The organism is Streptomyces sp. GL_140, from assembly GCF_057834465.1.
Genome location: NZ_CM174404.1, coordinates 3,975,119 through 3,989,731 on the forward strand (window position 1 = coordinate 3,975,119; position 14,613 = coordinate 3,989,731).

Genomic DNA, 14,613 nt, shown 5'->3' on the forward strand with positions numbered 1-14,613 from the left:
CTTGCGCGGAGGGGCGTCCCTCATGGAGGGGACGTTCCTCGCGGAGGAGCCGGTACCGCCTCAGGCAGCCGCGTCGTGGTGCTTGGCGGCGCACTTCTTGCAGAGGCCGAAGATCGCGAAGTGCTTCATGTCGGTCTCGAAGCCGAAGGTGTCGCGGAGTTTGGCCGTGAACTCGGCGGCGATGTCCACGTCCGCCTCGATGACGCCGGTGCAGTCGCGGCAGACCAGGTGGATGTGGTGGTGCCGGTCGGCGAGGTGGTAGGTGGGGGCCCCGTGTCCCAGGTGGGCGTGCGAGACCAGCTTCAGCTCCTCCAGGAGCTCCAGCGTGCGGTAGACCGTGGAGATGTTGACCCCGGAGGCCGTCTTGCGCACCTCGGCGAGGATCTCGTCCGGGGTGGCGTGCTCCAGGGCGTCCACGGCTTCGAGCACGAGCTGGCGCTGCGGGGTCAGCCGGTATCCGCGCTGGCGCAGATCGCTCTTCCAGTCGCCGCCCTCGGCCCCGGAGATGCCGTCCGATTCGGCCGCGCCGGCCTTGCCGACCGCGCCGGTCGTGCTGTCGCTGCTGTCGGTGGTCGCCACCCGCCCAGTGTAGGCCTCGGCCCGGGTCACCCCAACTGTCCGCGCGTGCGGATCGGATGATAGGCATGCGTCGCGATCTTCAGGAGCTCGGCCCTTCCGGGGCCCCGCTCCCGGTCCTGTTCCAGGTCCTGCTCCCGCTCCTCTTTTCATGTTCCTGTTCCCGCTCCCTTTCCCTGCCCGGCAAGGAACTCCGTGCCCCTTCCCCGTCAGCGTCTCCTCACCGTCCTGCCCGTCCTCGCCGCGGGTGCCCTGCTGCTGAGCGGCTGCGGCAAGCCCGCCGATGACCCCCGTACCCCCGCCGCGGCGGACGGACCGGCCTCCGGCGCCGCCTCGGCCGCCGCCTCCGCCCCGGGGACGGCTTCGGCCTCCCCCTCCCCGTCCGGGTCCGGCTCCCCCTCGGCCTCGGCTTCGGCCTCCCCCTCCGCGTCCGCGTCGGGCACCGCCTCCGCGCCCGCGCCCGGCGGCTCGAAGGCCCCGGGCGCGAACACCCCGGCGGGCGCCCCGGCCGGCGCCTCCTCGGGCGGCGTCTTCACCGGCCTGGCCTTCGACACCTGCACCGCGCCGCCCGCCTCCACGATGAACGCCTGGCGCGGCACCTCCCCGTACGGGGCCGTCGCCGTCTACGTCGGCGGCAAGAACCGCGGCTGCGCGCAGCCGCAGCTCACCGCCTCCTGGGTGAGCACGGTCAGCGCCTCCGGCTGGAAGCTGATCCCGCTCTACGTCGGCGCGCAGCCGCCGTGCCAGACCGGCTCCAGCCCGGAGAAGATCACCGTGGCCACCGCGCAGTCGCTGGGCGCGGCCGACGGCGCGGACGCGGCCGCCAAGGCCTCCGCGCTGGGCATGCGGGCGGGCAGCACCCTGTACCTGGACGTGGAGGCGTACAACACGGCCGACACCGCCTGCGCGGATGCGGTGCTCACCTACACCAAGGCCTTCGACCGGGCCGTGAAGGCGAAGGCCTACCGTCCCGGCTTCTACGGGTTCGCCTCCTCCAGCGCCGCCGGCATCGCCAAGGCGGCCGAACGCGGCGAGGCCGATCTGCCCGAGGCCCTCTGGTACGCCAAGTACGACGGCGCCGCCGACACCACCGGGAGCTGGCCGTACTCCGGCGGCCTCTTCTCCGGCCACCGGCGCGGCCACCAGTACCAGGTCAACCAGCGCGAGACCTTCGGCGGCGTCACCCTGACCGTCGACCGCAACGCCTGGGACGGCCCGGTCGCGATCACCGGCTGACCGGCCGGCCGTCGCGCGACCCCACACGCGCGCGGGAGCCCCCGGCAGCGAAGGCTGCCGGGGGCTCCCGTCCGTTCGAGCGCGGTCCAAGCGCGGTCTAGCGGAAGAAGGCGATGCCGTCGTCCGGCATGTCCGGAAGGTTGCGCGCCATCTCGGCGACCTCTTCCGGGGTGACGACCTTCTTCAGCTGGGCCGACTTGTACGGGCGCAGCTCCACCTCCGGGGTGGCCTTCTCGCCGACCCACATCAGGTCGCCCTTGACGTAGCCGTAGAGCCGCTTGCCGCCGCTGTGCGGCCGGGAGGAGGCGGTACGCGCAACCGCGTCGGTGACGACGTCGATCTGCGGCTTCTGGTCGGCGAGGTCGCCGTACCAGATCTCGACCACGCCCTGGTCGCGGACCATGACGATCTCGACCTTGCGCTGGCTGTCGATGCGCCAGTAGCCGGACTCGGACTCCAGCGGCCGCACCTTGTTGCCCTCGGCGTCGAGGACCCAGCTGTGCGAGTGGTACTCCAGGAAGTCCCGGCCGTCGTGGCTGAAGACCACTTCCTGGCCGAAGTTGCACTTCTCCTCACCGGGGAAGTCGAAGACTCCTGCGCCTTCCCAGTTGCCGAGGAGGAAGGCGAGGGGGACGAGGCTCGGGTTCAGGTCGGACGGGATCTGGATCATTGGCGGCTCAGGCGATCTCTGGGAGGGGTTCCGGTATCCGGGGCGGGCGGCGGCCGATCAGAGGATCAGCGCTGGCCCTGGTACAGCTTCTTCACGGCCAGTCCGGAGAAGGCGAGAACGCCGACGCAGACCAGGACCAGCAGGGAAGTGAAGACTGCCTCAAGCACGGGGTGCTCCTCGGAGTGTGTTGGCGGCATTACGGGGCCGGTCCCCAAGCCTACTGGCCTGGGGACCGGCGCACAGTGTGAGGTGGCCCGTACGCACGCTCGCGCGCGCGGGGTCGCTCAGCCGAGCAGCTGCTCCTGGAGGATCACCGTCTGGTGGAACGGGACAACGGCCGCTTCGCCCTTGCGGGTCTGCAGGACGACGGCCCGGACGTCACCGGACAGGATGCAGCCGATCCTGGTCTCCTCGTCACCCACGGGCTTGCGCTCCTGGTAGAGCTTCACGCCGCTGGGGCGCTCGTTCGCGCGGGTGTAGTCCGAGATCACGGGCTTCCGGCCCTCCTTGGACTCGGCCGTTCGCCACGCCGGGTCGGGCTCCAGCATCTTGACGCCGTTCAGCTTCGTGGAGCCGGCGCACCCCTTGAAGGCGTTCGCGAAGCCGGACGAGTGGAAGCGCAGCAGGTAGACGCGCGTACGCGTGCCGTCCGGGGTGATCCAGCCGCGGGCGACGATCTGGCGCAGCCCCTCGTTCTGGAAGTCCGTCTTCATCTCCTCGCGCAGCGAGGGCTCGTACTCCGCGAGGAAGGTGTCCACCGTCACCGCCTCGTCCTTCTCCAGCTTCAGATCGGAGTCGGGCCCGGCACCGGCGGGCGGGGGCAGGAGCAGCTGGGTGAGCCCGGCGTAGTGGATGGCGTCCGGGTTGTCCTTCGCGAACGGCACGCCCGCGCCCGGCGGCAGCGTCGGCTTGGACAGCGTCGGGTAGGCCCAACGGCCGTCGTCCTTGGTGGACAGGCCCGGGATGTCGGTGCGCTCGGGCTGGGTGACCCCGTACGCGACCCCCGTGCCGACGGCGGCGAAGACGAGCACGGCGGCGGTCCAGCGCAGCGCGGCGAACAGCTTGCGACGGTCCTTGGGCGCTGCCGGCAGCCCTGCCGGGGCGGCGTACGGATTCGCCGGCGCGTCCGCGTCCGCGGGGCCTTCGGCGGCCGGGGCCGCCGGGTCGGCCGGGGCCGCCGACTGCTCTGGCACGGAGTCCTGGATCTCCTCCGCCGGAGCAGCCGCCTGGGTGGGCACCACGGCTTCGGCGATGTTCTGCTCGGTCACACGGACTCCCCGGGGGACTTCAGGTGGTCCATCTGGTTCTTGAAGAACGAGACGGCGTCGGAGGTGCTGAAGGGCTTGGGCCCGTAGGCGCGGAAGGTGACCAGCACATCGCCCTCGACGGCCACGCAGTCGATCGAGTCGATCTTCTCCTCGCCCTCTTTGCCGATCGCCAGCAGCGAGCACTTGGCGTCCGGGAACCCGTCCACCTTGGGAGCCTCGCGCTTGTCGCCGCTGAACTCCATGAACTTCTTGGTGATGTCGGAGAAGCTCCCGACGGCCTTCGGGTCGGCCTGCATGATCCGGACCTCGGCGATCCAGGCACCCTGGTGCTTGGTGTAGCTGCGGCCGGCCAGACCCTTGAGCTTCAGCCCGCTGAGCATCTCGTCGCGCTTCTTGCGCTCCGAGCTGGACATGCTGTCCCGGGACTCCTTGAAGCCCTCGACGGCGTTGTCCCCGGAGACGAAGAAGTTGTTGCCGTCGGGCCCGAGGTCCGGGCCGAGGGTGAACAGGGGCGGCACGGGCAGGAGCTTGCCGGACAGGGCGTTCGGGGGGGCGGAGTCGGGCTCGGGCCGGTTCTCCACCCGCTGGCCGGCCGGGACCCAGTAGGCGGTCGGTGCGCTGCGGTCCGCGTCGGCGATCGCGGCGGACGCCCAGACCCCGCCGCCCACGAGGGCGGCGGCGGCCACCGTACCGGCGACCAGGGCGAGCGCCTTACGGCTGACCTTGCGGGCGGGCTTCGGACCGGTCTCGGCGGCGGTCGCCTCGGCCGGAGCCTCGGCAACCACCTCGGTTTCCGGGGCGGGCACCTCGGCCGGAACCGGGTTCACGTCGTTCTGCGGCTCGGTCACAGTCGCTCCAGCTGTCGCTTGGCAAGCTCCATGACGTCGCCTTCGGCGATCTTGCCCCGGTTGTTCGCGTAGTGCACTTCCAGCACGATGTCGCCGCGCCGGGCGATCGCCCGGGCGCTGCGAAGGGGCAGGTACCCCGGCTCCTCCGTCGCCTCCGAGTACACCCACAGGTGTCCGAGGTCGGCGGGCAGGCCCTCGATGGGTACGCCCGCGTTGCCCGCGTACTCCTTCGACGGCATGTAGGAGGACTGGTCCTTCTGGTAGTCGTCCGCCGCGTTGCGGTCGTCGAACTGGAGCAGCCGCACGTCGACGAAGTTCCTGTCGTCCTCCGACCAGGAGACCTCCGCGACACGGCGGACCTTCGACCTGGCGAAGTCGTGCAGCGCGCCGTCCGGCTTCTTGAAGTCGAGTGCGAGGCCGTCCAGGGTTCCGTACCCCGAACCCTCCTTCTTCGCCCCGCCCGGCGCCTCGATCAGCAGCTTCGTGAGGTCGTCGTCCGACTTGTGCCAACGGTTCGCATTGATCGTCTTGTTCGTGGTGGCGTCGTCCGGCGCAAGGGCCTTCGGGGAGTCCAGGTGTGCCTGCGCCAGCGGCGCCAGCGGCGTCGGTTCGCGGTCGTACTGGATCGCGTAACCGGCGATCGTGCCCGCCAGGACGCCGAGGACGGCCGCGCCCGCGATCAGGAGGACCGTGCGGCCGCCTCGACGGCGGCGGGGACCGGCCTGGACAGCGTCCGGAGCGCCCTGTTCCGGGGCGGTCTCCTCCGCTTTCTGCTGCTCAGGAAGGGTCTGTTCATGTTCCAAAAGAAGTCCCCCCACAGGACTGGAGGCGCGATCGGTTCACCGCGCACACAGAGGACACCTTGGCGTGGGGAGATGTTGTACGCATGCTTATTACATTTTTATCTCGACGAGGTTTCAGTCCTCTGGATGCCGCTTTCCATCCAGTTCGTCCCACCACTCGTCGGACTTCGGATCGCCCGAGGGGTCGTCCCACCACCGGTCGTCCGGACCGTGCCGGTTCGCGACGATCGCGGCGACCGGCGGAATGACCATGGCGACCACGCACATCGCCACGGCGGCCTCGACCGACCAGAGGCGCACGAAGGCCCAGGCGGAGACGAAGAGGAACAGGCATCCGCCCATGAGCAGGAAGTAGGCACGGTGGCGCCGGGCGTACATGTCTTCAGAGTAGGACCGAAGTCGGACTCTGCGAAGGCCCCGGAACGGCACGGAGGGCCGCATCCCCACAGTGGCGTCCAACCCCCTGGGATGCGGCCCTCCGGCCGGTCGTACCGTCACGCGGTCACGCAGGTGCGGTGTTCAGACCGCGATCGCCACGTCCGTCACGCCGCCGGTCTCGGCGACGACCACGGCGCGGTCCGCCTGGGCGCCGGGGATCAGGGCGCGCAGCGTCCAGGAACCCTCGGCCGCGTAGAAGCGGAACTGGCCGGTCGCCGAGGTCGGGACCTCTGCGGTGAACTCGCCGGTCGAGTCCAGCAGGCGGACGTAGCCGGACACCGGCTCGCCGTTCTGCGTGACCTGGCCCTGGATGGCCGTCTCACCGGGCTTGAGCGTCGAGAGGTCGGGCCCGCCGATCTGTGCTCCACACATGTTCTCTGTCCTGTCCTAGAGAGGGATGACTACGGGGCGTCGCGTGCCCGGAATGCCTGTTGACCAGAACTACTTGTTGGCGCCGAGCTCGATCGGCACGCCGACCAGGGAGCCGTACTCGGTCCACGAGCCGTCGTAGTTCTTGACGTTCTCCTGGCCCAGGAGCTCGTGCAGCACGAACCAGGTGAGCGCGGAGCGCTCACCGATGCGGCAGTACGCGATGGTGTCCTTCGCCAGGTCGACCTGCTCGGCCTGGTAGAGGGCGGTGAGCTCCTCGTCGGACTTGAAGGTGCCGTCGTCGTTGGCGTTCTTCGACCACGGGATGTTGCGGGCGCTCGGGATGTGACCCGGACGCTGCGACTGCTCCTGCGGGAGGTGCGCCGGCGCGAGCAGCTTGCCGGAGAACTCGTCGGGCGAGCGGACGTCGACCAGGTTCTTCGTGCCGATCGCGGCGACCGCGTCGTCACGGAAGGCGCGGATCGAGGTGTCCTGGGCCTTGGCCTTGTACTCGGTGGCCGGGCGGTTCGGGACCTCGGTGCCGTCGACCAGGTCGCGGGAGTCGAGCTCCCACTTCTTGCGGCCGCCGTCGAGCAGGCGGACGTCCTGGTGGCCGTAGAGCTTGAAGTACCAGTAGGCGTAGGACGCGAACCAGTTGTTGTTGCCGCCGTAGAGGACGACGGTGTCGTCGTTGGAGATGCCCTTGGCGGAGAGGAGCTTCTCGAAGCCCTCCTGGTCCACGAAGTCACGGCGGACCGGGTCCTGGAGGTCGCGCTTCCAGTCGATCCGGACGGCGTTGGTGATGTGGTTCTTGTCGTACGCGGACGTGTCCTCGTCCACCTCGACGATGACGACGTCGGCGTCGTTCAGGTGGGCCTCGACCCAGTCGGCGTCTACGAGGACGTCGCTGCGGCTCATGGTGTTCTCCTCCGGGGCAGTGTGCGGCGGGGTGGTGCTGGTGGTGCTGGGGCGTGTTTCCGGGTGCCCAAGCGCATCCTGTTGCGGGGAGGCTTCAGGAGGGCGGGAGGCAGGAGTGGTCACACGGGAAATCGGAAGGCTGTCGTCCGGCTATGGAGCGGGATGCGCTCACACGTCACATGGATCGACAGAGCATGGCGGCGACGCGACACAGGTCTACTGCCCGTCGCTTCGTGAGGTCCGCCTGCTGATGCTTCATAGCCATGGATCGTAGGGACGAATCGGCCGCCCTGTCACCGCCGTGTCATATTCCGAGACAGGATCGTCCGCATAGTGGGATCAGATGATTCGGCGCGGCCTCCGGGACGCCCCCGCGGAGCCCCGCAAGGCCCGTCCCATCTGCGGAACGGACCCCCGCGTCTCACTATCCGGCCAGCGCCAGGTTCTTACCGCCCAGAGTGAGGTGCACACCGGCCTCGTCGGAGGTCAGCGCGGTCAGCTGGATGCCGGCGGTCAGTCCACTGTCGAGCCGCCGGTCGAAGTCCGTCAGCTTGCGCACCGCCGTCTCGATGCCCGGGAGCCCCTCGCCCGGCACCTCGTCCGCGCGCACCCGGACGGTCTTGCCGCCCTTCCCGTCCTTCGCGTCCACCAGGGAGACCGTCGACACCACGCTGCGGGTGACCTTCCGGCCGAGGAAGTCGAACGTCGCGGTGACCTTCATCTTGCCCGGCGCCCCGCCGTAGGCGAGGGTCACGCCGGGCTGTGCGGCCAGGGTCAGGGCCTGGTAGGTGAGCAGCGCGGATCCCTCGGCGGTCCTGGCGGTGCCGCCGCTGTAGTCGCCGTTCAGCCTCACCCCGTGGAAGGCGATCCGCAGGTCCGACAGGCTCGTCCGGCGGCCCTCCGCGGTGGTCACCCCGAGGTCGGACACCTTCAGGTCGACCTCGTCCAGGTCGTGGGCGAGCGCCTGGGTCAGGAACGGGAACCCCTGGATGTCCACGCGCACGCCCGGCAGCCCGCCCTCGCGGGCCTGGATCCGCTCCGCCATCCGGTTCTCGGCATAGCCGGCGGCCCACCGGTCCAGCCCCACGAACAGCCCGCCCAGCAGCACTCCGACAACCAGAACGACACGCAGGACACGCACGCGCCCACCCCCCAGATAGTTGGTCCGTGGGGCCCAGTGGACCATGCCGCCCGTCAGCGAGCCGTGAGGTGCGTCCAGTGCCTGACGTGCCACTGACCTCAGGCCGCCGTCAGCCCACCACCCGGCCGATCAGGTAGACCGCCGGAGCCGCCGCGGCCAGCGGCAGCGCGACACCGGCCGTCATGTGGACGAACTTCGACGGGTAGTCGTACGCCGCCACGCGCAGCCCGATCAGCGCGCACACCCCGGCCGCCAGGCCGATCAGCGCACCGCCGGCCCCGATGGAGGTCAGACCGCCCACCGCGATGCCCGCACCGGCCGCGGCGGCCAGTGAGACGCCGACCGAGGGCGCGGTGGGCAGCGGGAGCGCACGGGCGAAGACGGCCACCGCAACGGCGGCCGCGCCCACGGTCGCGGCGGCCCCGCCCGCCGCGAGGTATCCGGCACAGACGATGGCCAGCGCGGCCGAGGCCACCGAGGCCATCAGCCCGTACATCCGTTCGTCCGGATCGGCCTGGCTGCGCAGCTGGAGGACCAGCGTGAGCAGCACCCAGGCGCCGAGGGTGCCGATGATCGCGCCGGGCCCGTTCGCCTCGTCCACCGCGAGCACGGCCGCGTCGGCGACCAGGGCTCCGGCGAAGGCGAGCGCGATGCCCTGGCGGGCCGGCCACATGCCGTTGAGCCGGAACCAGCCGCCCGCGGTGAGGCCCTGGAGGGCGATCAGCGGCGCGAGCAGGGCCGGCCTGCCCAAGGCGGCGGCCACGGCGAGGACCAGGCCCAGGGCGGCGGTCAGTATGGCCGCCTGCGGGCCGGGGTCAATGATCGGCGAGCGGCCTTCGGCGCGGGCCTGGGCGGGGTCGACGGCGCGGAGCGTATTGCCGGCCAGGGTGGGCGGGGAGTAGGCGGGCTCCTCGCCGGCCGGGGCTCCGGCCGGATCCACGACGAGATCCGGGGCCGGGGCTCCGGCTTCCGCCTGCGGCGGCAGGTACGCGGTCTGGTCCGTCCACTCCGGAGCCGGGGCCGGGGCATGCGGCTGCGCCTGGACCTGCGCCGGGTCGGCCGGACCGGGGTACGGGGGCAGGTACGCGGTCTCGCCCCACTGCTGCTGCGGCTGTGCCTGCAGCGGCTGCGCCGCCGCCGCGGGGACCTGCGGCTCCGGGCGGAACCAGTGGTCGGGGGCGGCCGTCTGCAGGTAGGCGGGAGCGGCGTAGGGATCCGCGTAGGGCTGCTGCGGCTGAGCCTGCTGCCGCTGGGCCTGCTGCGGCCACTCGGCCCCCGCCGCCCCGGCCTGGGCCTGCGGCTCCTCGCGGAACCAGCCCTCGGGGGCCACCGGGTACTGGGCCGGTACGCCGTCCAGCGGGGCCTGCACCGGCTGGTACGAGGTGTCCCACGTCTGGGACTGCCAGGTCTGGGTCCCGTACGGATCCGGCTCCTGCTGCTGGTGGTGGTGCTCCTGGTACTGCTGCTGCTGTTGCTGCTGCTGCTGTTCTTCGGGCGTGCTCATGAGACTCCGCTCACCCGCCCGCGAACGGCGGGAGCACCTCGACGGTGCCCCCCTCGGTCAGCTCGACGGAATCGTGCGGGCGCTTGCCCACCGGTTCTTCGTTCACGAGGAAGGAGCAGCGCAGCAGGACCCGGGTGAGTTCACCGGGATGGCGTTCCCGCACGGCGTCGAGCGCCTCGGCGAGGGTCCGCGCCGAGTACGGCTCCTCCGCCGTCTTGGCCGCGGACTTCGCCGCCGCCCAGTAGCGGATGGTTCCGGTTGCCACTGCACGCTCCTCTCGTCGGCGCTCTGCCGTAGGCCTCCATCATGAACCCTCGCGCCCGCGATCCCGGCGTGCCTCCGCGCGCCCGGCGTGCGCCCAGGCAGCCCGCAGGACGTCCACCGATCCGGTGAAACCGGCCCATATCCAGCCCCCCGGGTGGCGCGAACCACAGAAGAGACGACCGTCGAAGCCTCGGCCCCGCCAGGGGCAGTGGGCTATTCTGACGCCGAGAGGATCCGGGCAACGTAGCCCCCGGGTCCTTTTGTGCTTTCGGCACGTTGAACGGACCGAGAACAACCGAGAAGAACAACCGGGAACAGTGGCACCCATCCGGGCCTCAGGGCGCGGGGACCGGGCGGATGCCGGCAAGTCGTACGAAGCAGTGCCGCGAAAGTCCTCGACGGGACCGAGGAGGAACCGACGTGATGGACCAGCGAACCGTGCATGCGCACACGCACGCGCACCACCGCCAGAACGGGGCAGGTGGTAGGGCATGAGCTCACTCCTGCTCCTGACCAATGCCCTACAGCCGTCGACCGAGGTGCTGCCCGCACTCGGCCTGCTGCTCCACTCCGTCCGGGTGGCGCCCGCGGAGGGCCCCGCCCTCGTGGACACCCCGGGCGCCGACGTGATCCTCGTGGACGGTCGGCGCGACCTTCCGCAGGTGCGCTCGCTCTGCCAGCTGCTCCGCTCCACGGGACCGGGCTGCCCGCTGATCCTCGTCGTCACCGAGGGCGGCCTCGCGGCCGTCACCGCCGACTGGGGCATCGACGACGTCCTCCTCGACACCGCCGGACCGGCCGAGGTCGAGGCGCGGCTGCGCCTGGCCACCGGACGCCAGCAGCTCGGCTCGGACGACTCCCCGATGGAGATCCGCAACGGTGACCTGTCGGTCGACGAGGCCACGTACTCGGCGAAGCTGAAGGGGCGGGTCCTGGACCTCACCTTCAAGGAGTTCGAGCTGCTCAAGTACCTCGCGCAGCACCCGGGCCGGGTCTTCACCCGAGCCCAGCTGCTCCAGGAGGTCTGGGGCTACGACTACTTCGGCGGCACCCGGACCGTGGACGTGCACGTACGGCGTCTGCGCGCGAAACTCGGGCCCGAGCACGAGTCGCTGATCGGTACCGTCCGCAACGTCGGCTACCGCTTCGTCACCCCGGAGAAGGTCGAGCGGGCCGCGGCGGAGGCGGCGGCCCAGGCGGCCACGAAGGCGGCGGCGGAGGCAGCGGCACAGGCGGCGGCCGCGCTCACCCGGATGGACTAGGGCGGGCGTGGGAACCCCTGTGGGAATGACCTCCTCCGGACGCCCTGCCCAGAGGTAGGTCACCCCGCGTAGACTTCCGCGCGTGGCCAAGGTGACGCGGGATGACGTGGCACGACTTGCGGGTACTTCTACCGCCGTCGTGAGCTACGTGATCAACAACGGACCCCGGCCGGTTGCCCCGGCCACGCGCGAGCGTGTCCTCGCCGCGATCAAGGATCTGGGCTACCGCCCGGACCGGGTCGCCCAGGCGATGGCCTCACGGCGCACCGACCTCATAGGCATGATCGTCCCCGATGCCCGTCAGCCGTTCTTCGCGGAAATGGCGCACGCGGTCGAGCAGGCCGCCGCCGAGCGCGGAAAGATGGTGCTGGTCGGGAACTCCGACTACCGCACCGAGCGCGAGGTCCACTACCTGCGGGCCTTCCTCGGGATGCGGGTCTCCGGACTGATCCTGGTCAGCCAGGGCATGAGCGAGCAGGCGGCCAGCGAGATCGAGGCCTGGGACGCCCGGGTCGTCCTCCTCCACGAGCGCCCCGAGGCCATCGACGACGTCGCGGTCGTCACGGACGACATCGGCGGAGCGCAGCTCGCCACCCGCCACCTCCTGGAGCACGGGCACGAGTACGTCGCCTGCATCGGCGGCATCGAGAACACCCCCTCCGTGGGCGACCCGGTGGCCGACCACGTCGAGGGCTGGCGCCGGGCCATGCAGGAGTCCGGCCGCTCCACCGAGGGCCGGATCATCGAGGCCCCGTACAACCGCTACGACGCGTACAAGGTCGCCCTGGAGGTCCTGGCCCGGCCCGACCGGCCGACGGCGATCTTCTGCGCCACGGACGACCAGGCGATCGGTGTGCTGCGGGCCGCGCGCGAGCTGCGCATCGACGTCCCCGAGCAGCTCGCGGTCGCCGGCTTCGACGACGTGAAGGAGGCGGCCCTCACGGACCCGCCCCTGACCACGGTCGCCTCGGACCGCCCGGCGATGGCCCGCGCGGCGGTGGACCTCGTCCTGGACGACGGCCTGCGCGTGGCGGGCTCCCGCCGCGAGCGCCTGAAGCAGTTCCCCTCGGCCCTGGTCATCCGCCGGTCCTGCGGCTGCCGCTAGGACCTGTCGTCCGAGGCTCGGCCGGGGTACGGGCGAGGCACGGGCGAGGTACAACCGGGGTACGGGCGCGACCCAGGCTTATTTCGGGCATACGCGGTTCTGTCGGGCTTCTCAGCGGGGACTCAGGAAGCTCTCATGATCCGCCGACAGAGTCGTACCCATGACCGAGAACATCCGCCGCGAAGGCGAGTACCCCCAGGACGACCGCCACCAGCAGCCCGCCCCCTTCGGCGAGGACTGGCAGCGCGGACGTGACCGGCTGGCCCAGGAGGCCTCGTACCCCCCGCCGCCCGTCTACCCCCCGGCCCCCGCCCCGGGCTGGCACGAGGCGCACACGCCTCCCGTGATCCAGGGCGAGACCGTCCCCCGGACCGGTGACCCCCAGCCCGGCCCCGGCGCCGCGGGCGGCGGCAACGGCTCCTGGGCCACCTGGGGCGAAGCGCCGGCAGCGGCCCCGCAGGGTCCCGACCGCAGGAAGGCCAAGCGTCCCGTCGCCCTCCTCGCCGCCGTCGCCCTGGCAGCCGCCGTGGTCGGCGGTGGAACGGCCGCCGCCGTGCAGCAGTTCCTGGCCAACACCAACGGCACCGGAGGCGGCGTCAACGGCAGCACCATCTCCCAGTCGAGCAACGGCACCGTCGCCGGTGTCGCCGAGAACGTCAGCCCCTCGGTCGTCCGCATCGACACCAGCACCTCCTCCGGCCAGGGCACCGGCTCCGGCATAGTGATCACCGCCTCCGGCGAGATCGTCACCAACAACCACGTCGTCGACGGCGCCACCAAGGTCCAGGTGACGATGAGCGACGGCAAGAAGTACAGCGCCAAGGTCGTCGGCACGGACCCGGACAAGGACCTGGCCCTCATCAAGGTCGAGGGCGCCAAGGACCTCAAGCCCGCCAAGCTCGGCGACTCCGACGGCCTCAAGGTCGGCGACGAGGTCGTCGCCATCGGCTCCCCCGACCGCCTCACCGGCACGGTCACCAGCGGCATCGTCTCCGCCCTGGGCCGCGAGGTGAACGTCCCGAAGTCCGAGCAGCAGCAGTCCCCCCAGGGCGGCTTCCCGTTCTCCTACGGCGGCCAGCAGTTCAACGGGAACACCGGCTCCAACACCACCTCGTACAAGGCGATCCAGACGGACGCCTCCCTCAACCCCGGCAACTCCGGCGGCGCCCTCGTCAACATGAACGGCGAGATCGTCGGAATGCCCTCCGCGATCTACTCCCCCTCCAGCGGCAGCGGCTCCGCCGGCAGCGTCGGCCTCGGGTTCGCCATCCCGGTCAACACCATCAAGGCCGACCTGTCCTCCCTGCGCAACGGCGGCTCCGGCGGCGCGGGCGACAGCGGCGGCAACAGCGACTCCGGCGGCGCCGCCAACGGCTTCGGAACCTCCTACTAGGGGCGCCCGTGCGAGCCTGGTAGGACCGACCACCACCCCCGGGGGAGAGCGACATGAGCACCGAAGGCGAACCGCAGCGCATCCTCGTCGTCGACGACGAGCCGGCCGTACGCGAAGCCCTGCGCCGCAGCCTCGCCTTCGAGGGATACGGCGTGCAGACCGCCGTCGACGGGCTCGACGCCCTCGACAAGGCGGCCTCGTACGCCCCGGACCTGATCGTCCTCGACATCCAGATGCCCCGCATGGACGGTCTGACGGCCGCCCGCCGACTGCGCGCCGCGGGCAGCACCACGCCCGTCCTGATGCTGACCGCCCGCGACACGGTCGGCGACCGCGTCACCGGACTCGACGCGGGCGCCGACGACTACCTGGTCAAGCCCTTCGAGCTGGACGAGCTCTTCGCGCGGGTGCGCGCACTGCTGCGCCGCAGCTCGTACGCCGCCCCCTCCGCCGGGGACGGCTCCCCGTCGGACGCCGACGCGCTGGCCTTCGGCGACCTGCGCATGGACCTCGCCACCCGCGAGGTCACCCGCGCCGGGCGCCAGGTGGAGCTGACCCGTACCGAATTCACCCTGCTGGAGATGTTCCTCGCGCACCCGCGCCAGGTCCTGACCCGCGAGCAGATCCTCAAGACCGTGTGGGGCTTCGACTTCGAGCCCAGCTCCAACTCCCTGGACGTGTACGTGATGTACCTGCGCCGCAAGACCGAGGCCGGGGGCGAGCCCCGCCTGGTCCACACCGTGCGCGGGGTGGGATACGTCCTGCGCGCCGCCGGAGCCGGTGACCACCCCGGCGGTCCGGAGTGAGCCCCGCCGCCA

The 14,613-nt window shown here is 71.3% G+C and carries 17 protein-coding genes; 5 read left to right on the forward strand and 12 right to left on the reverse strand.

The window, feature by feature from the left end; translation table 11 throughout:
* Window positions 1–60 precede the first annotated feature (60 nt).
* Window positions 61–507, reverse strand: a complete 447-nt coding sequence (locus AC3IYJ_RS18480) for a Fur family transcriptional regulator (protein ID WP_489402852.1) — start codon at window positions 505–507, stop codon at window positions 61–63.
* 609 nt (window positions 508–1,116) lie between these two features.
* Between AC3IYJ_RS18480 and AC3IYJ_RS18485 the strand changes: the two genes are divergently transcribed.
* On the forward strand, window positions 1,117–1,812 hold the full coding sequence (locus tag AC3IYJ_RS18485; protein ID WP_489402853.1) for a glycoside hydrolase domain-containing protein: 696 nt from the start codon (window positions 1,117–1,119) through the stop codon (window positions 1,810–1,812).
* A 97-nt stretch (window positions 1,813–1,909) separates the two neighbouring features.
* On the opposite strand, the gene AC3IYJ_RS18490 is transcribed toward AC3IYJ_RS18485, so the two are convergent.
* The 11 genes from AC3IYJ_RS18490 to AC3IYJ_RS18540 all read right to left on the reverse strand — a co-directional run bounded on the left by AC3IYJ_RS18490 (window position 1,910) and on the right by AC3IYJ_RS18540 (window position 10,036).
* The gene (locus AC3IYJ_RS18490) at window positions 1,910–2,482 is read right to left on the reverse strand and encodes a heme-binding beta-barrel domain-containing protein (RefSeq protein WP_371616622.1); all 573 of its coding nucleotides are present in this window, start codon (window positions 2,480–2,482) and stop codon (window positions 1,910–1,912) included.
* A 284-nt stretch (window positions 2,483–2,766) separates the two neighbouring features.
* Entirely contained in the window at window positions 2,767–3,750 is a 984-nt protein-coding gene (locus tag AC3IYJ_RS18495; RefSeq protein ID WP_489402399.1) for a hypothetical protein, read from the reverse strand.
* Window positions 3,747–4,598, reverse strand: coding sequence for a hypothetical protein (locus AC3IYJ_RS18500; RefSeq protein ID WP_489402400.1), 852 nt, complete (start codon window positions 4,596–4,598; stop codon window positions 3,747–3,749). Before AC3IYJ_RS18500 ends, AC3IYJ_RS18495 begins: the two co-directional genes overlap by 4 nt.
* Complete coding sequence (locus AC3IYJ_RS18505; protein ID WP_489402401.1) at window positions 4,595–5,401, reverse strand: hypothetical protein; 807 nt, start codon at window positions 5,399–5,401, stop codon at window positions 4,595–4,597. Before AC3IYJ_RS18505 ends, AC3IYJ_RS18500 begins: the two co-directional genes overlap by 4 nt.
* A 114-nt stretch (window positions 5,402–5,515) precedes the next feature.
* Window positions 5,516–5,779, reverse strand: a complete 264-nt coding sequence (locus AC3IYJ_RS18510; RefSeq protein ID WP_489402402.1) for a DUF3099 domain-containing protein — start codon at window positions 5,777–5,779, stop codon at window positions 5,516–5,518.
* Between the two features lie 141 nt (window positions 5,780–5,920).
* Window positions 5,921–6,211 (reverse strand): DUF1416 domain-containing protein, encoded by a 291-nt coding sequence (locus tag AC3IYJ_RS18515; protein WP_489402403.1) that lies wholly within the window; start codon window positions 6,209–6,211, stop codon window positions 5,921–5,923.
* Window positions 6,212–6,280: 69 nt separating this feature from the next.
* The gene (locus AC3IYJ_RS18520) at window positions 6,281–7,126 is read right to left on the reverse strand and encodes a sulfurtransferase (RefSeq protein ID WP_489402404.1); all 846 of its coding nucleotides are present in this window, start codon (window positions 7,124–7,126) and stop codon (window positions 6,281–6,283) included.
* A 175-nt stretch (window positions 7,127–7,301) separates the two neighbouring features.
* Window positions 7,302–7,391 carry an Ms5788A family Cys-rich leader peptide gene (locus AC3IYJ_RS18525; protein WP_350875872.1) on the reverse strand — a complete coding sequence of 30 codons (90 nt, stop codon included), beginning with the start codon at window positions 7,389–7,391 and terminating at the stop codon, window positions 7,302–7,304.
* A gap of 159 nt (window positions 7,392–7,550) precedes the next feature.
* Window positions 7,551–8,267: an LmeA family phospholipid-binding protein gene (locus AC3IYJ_RS18530; RefSeq protein WP_489402405.1), complete on the reverse strand. Its 717-nt coding sequence runs from the start codon at window positions 8,265–8,267 to the stop codon at window positions 7,551–7,553.
* 109 nt (window positions 8,268–8,376) lie between these two features.
* Window positions 8,377–9,771, reverse strand: coding sequence for a hypothetical protein (locus AC3IYJ_RS18535; RefSeq protein WP_489402406.1), 1,395 nt, complete (start codon window positions 9,769–9,771; stop codon window positions 8,377–8,379).
* Window positions 9,772–9,781: 10 nt separating this feature from the next.
* Window positions 9,782–10,036, reverse strand: coding sequence for a MoaD/ThiS family protein (locus AC3IYJ_RS18540; protein WP_489402407.1), 255 nt, complete (start codon window positions 10,034–10,036; stop codon window positions 9,782–9,784).
* A 490-nt stretch (window positions 10,037–10,526) separates the two neighbouring features.
* Between AC3IYJ_RS18540 and AC3IYJ_RS18545 the strand changes: the two genes are divergently transcribed.
* From AC3IYJ_RS18545 to AC3IYJ_RS18560, 4 genes are all read left to right on the forward strand, one after another.
* A complete protein-coding gene (locus AC3IYJ_RS18545; protein WP_384655081.1) occupies window positions 10,527–11,297 on the forward strand; it encodes a response regulator transcription factor in 771 nt (256 codons plus the stop codon).
* A gap of 82 nt (window positions 11,298–11,379) precedes the next feature.
* Window positions 11,380–12,402: a LacI family DNA-binding transcriptional regulator gene (locus AC3IYJ_RS18550; protein WP_489402408.1), complete on the forward strand. Its 1,023-nt coding sequence runs from the start codon at window positions 11,380–11,382 to the stop codon at window positions 12,400–12,402.
* 160 nt (window positions 12,403–12,562) lie between these two features.
* Window positions 12,563–13,795: a S1C family serine protease gene (locus tag AC3IYJ_RS18555; RefSeq protein WP_489402409.1), complete on the forward strand. Its 1,233-nt coding sequence runs from the start codon at window positions 12,563–12,565 to the stop codon at window positions 13,793–13,795.
* Window positions 13,796–13,848: 53 nt separating this feature from the next.
* Complete coding sequence (locus tag AC3IYJ_RS18560) at window positions 13,849–14,601, forward strand: response regulator transcription factor (protein WP_489402410.1); 753 nt, start codon at window positions 13,849–13,851, stop codon at window positions 14,599–14,601.
* Window positions 14,602–14,613: the final 12 nt, after the last annotated feature.

What these genes read in the sequence shown, in the direction of transcription:
- AC3IYJ_RS18555 (WP_489402409.1), top strand. Translation starts at nt 12,563, where the DNA reads ATGACCGAGAACATCCGCCGCGAAGGCGAGTACCCCCAGGACGACCGC.
- AC3IYJ_RS18535 (WP_489402406.1), bottom strand. Translation starts at nt 9,771, where the DNA reads ATGAGCACGCCCGAAGAACAGCAGCAGCAGCAACAGCAGCAGCAGTAC.
- AC3IYJ_RS18515 (WP_489402403.1), bottom strand. Translation starts at nt 6,211, where the DNA reads ATGTGTGGAGCACAGATCGGCGGGCCCGACCTCTCGACGCTCAAGCCC.
- AC3IYJ_RS18520 (WP_489402404.1), bottom strand. Translation starts at nt 7,126, where the DNA reads ATGAGCCGCAGCGACGTCCTCGTAGACGCCGACTGGGTCGAGGCCCAC.
- AC3IYJ_RS18560 (WP_489402410.1), top strand. Translation starts at nt 13,849, where the DNA reads ATGAGCACCGAAGGCGAACCGCAGCGCATCCTCGTCGTCGACGACGAG.
- AC3IYJ_RS18545 (WP_384655081.1), top strand. Translation starts at nt 10,527, where the DNA reads ATGAGCTCACTCCTGCTCCTGACCAATGCCCTACAGCCGTCGACCGAG.
- AC3IYJ_RS18525 (WP_350875872.1), bottom strand. Translation starts at nt 7,391, where the DNA reads ATGGCTATGAAGCATCAGCAGGCGGACCTCACGAAGCGACGGGCAGTA.
- AC3IYJ_RS18490 (WP_371616622.1), bottom strand. Translation starts at nt 2,482, where the DNA reads ATGATCCAGATCCCGTCCGACCTGAACCCGAGCCTCGTCCCCCTCGCC.
- AC3IYJ_RS18510 (WP_489402402.1), bottom strand. Translation starts at nt 5,779, where the DNA reads ATGTACGCCCGGCGCCACCGTGCCTACTTCCTGCTCATGGGCGGATGC.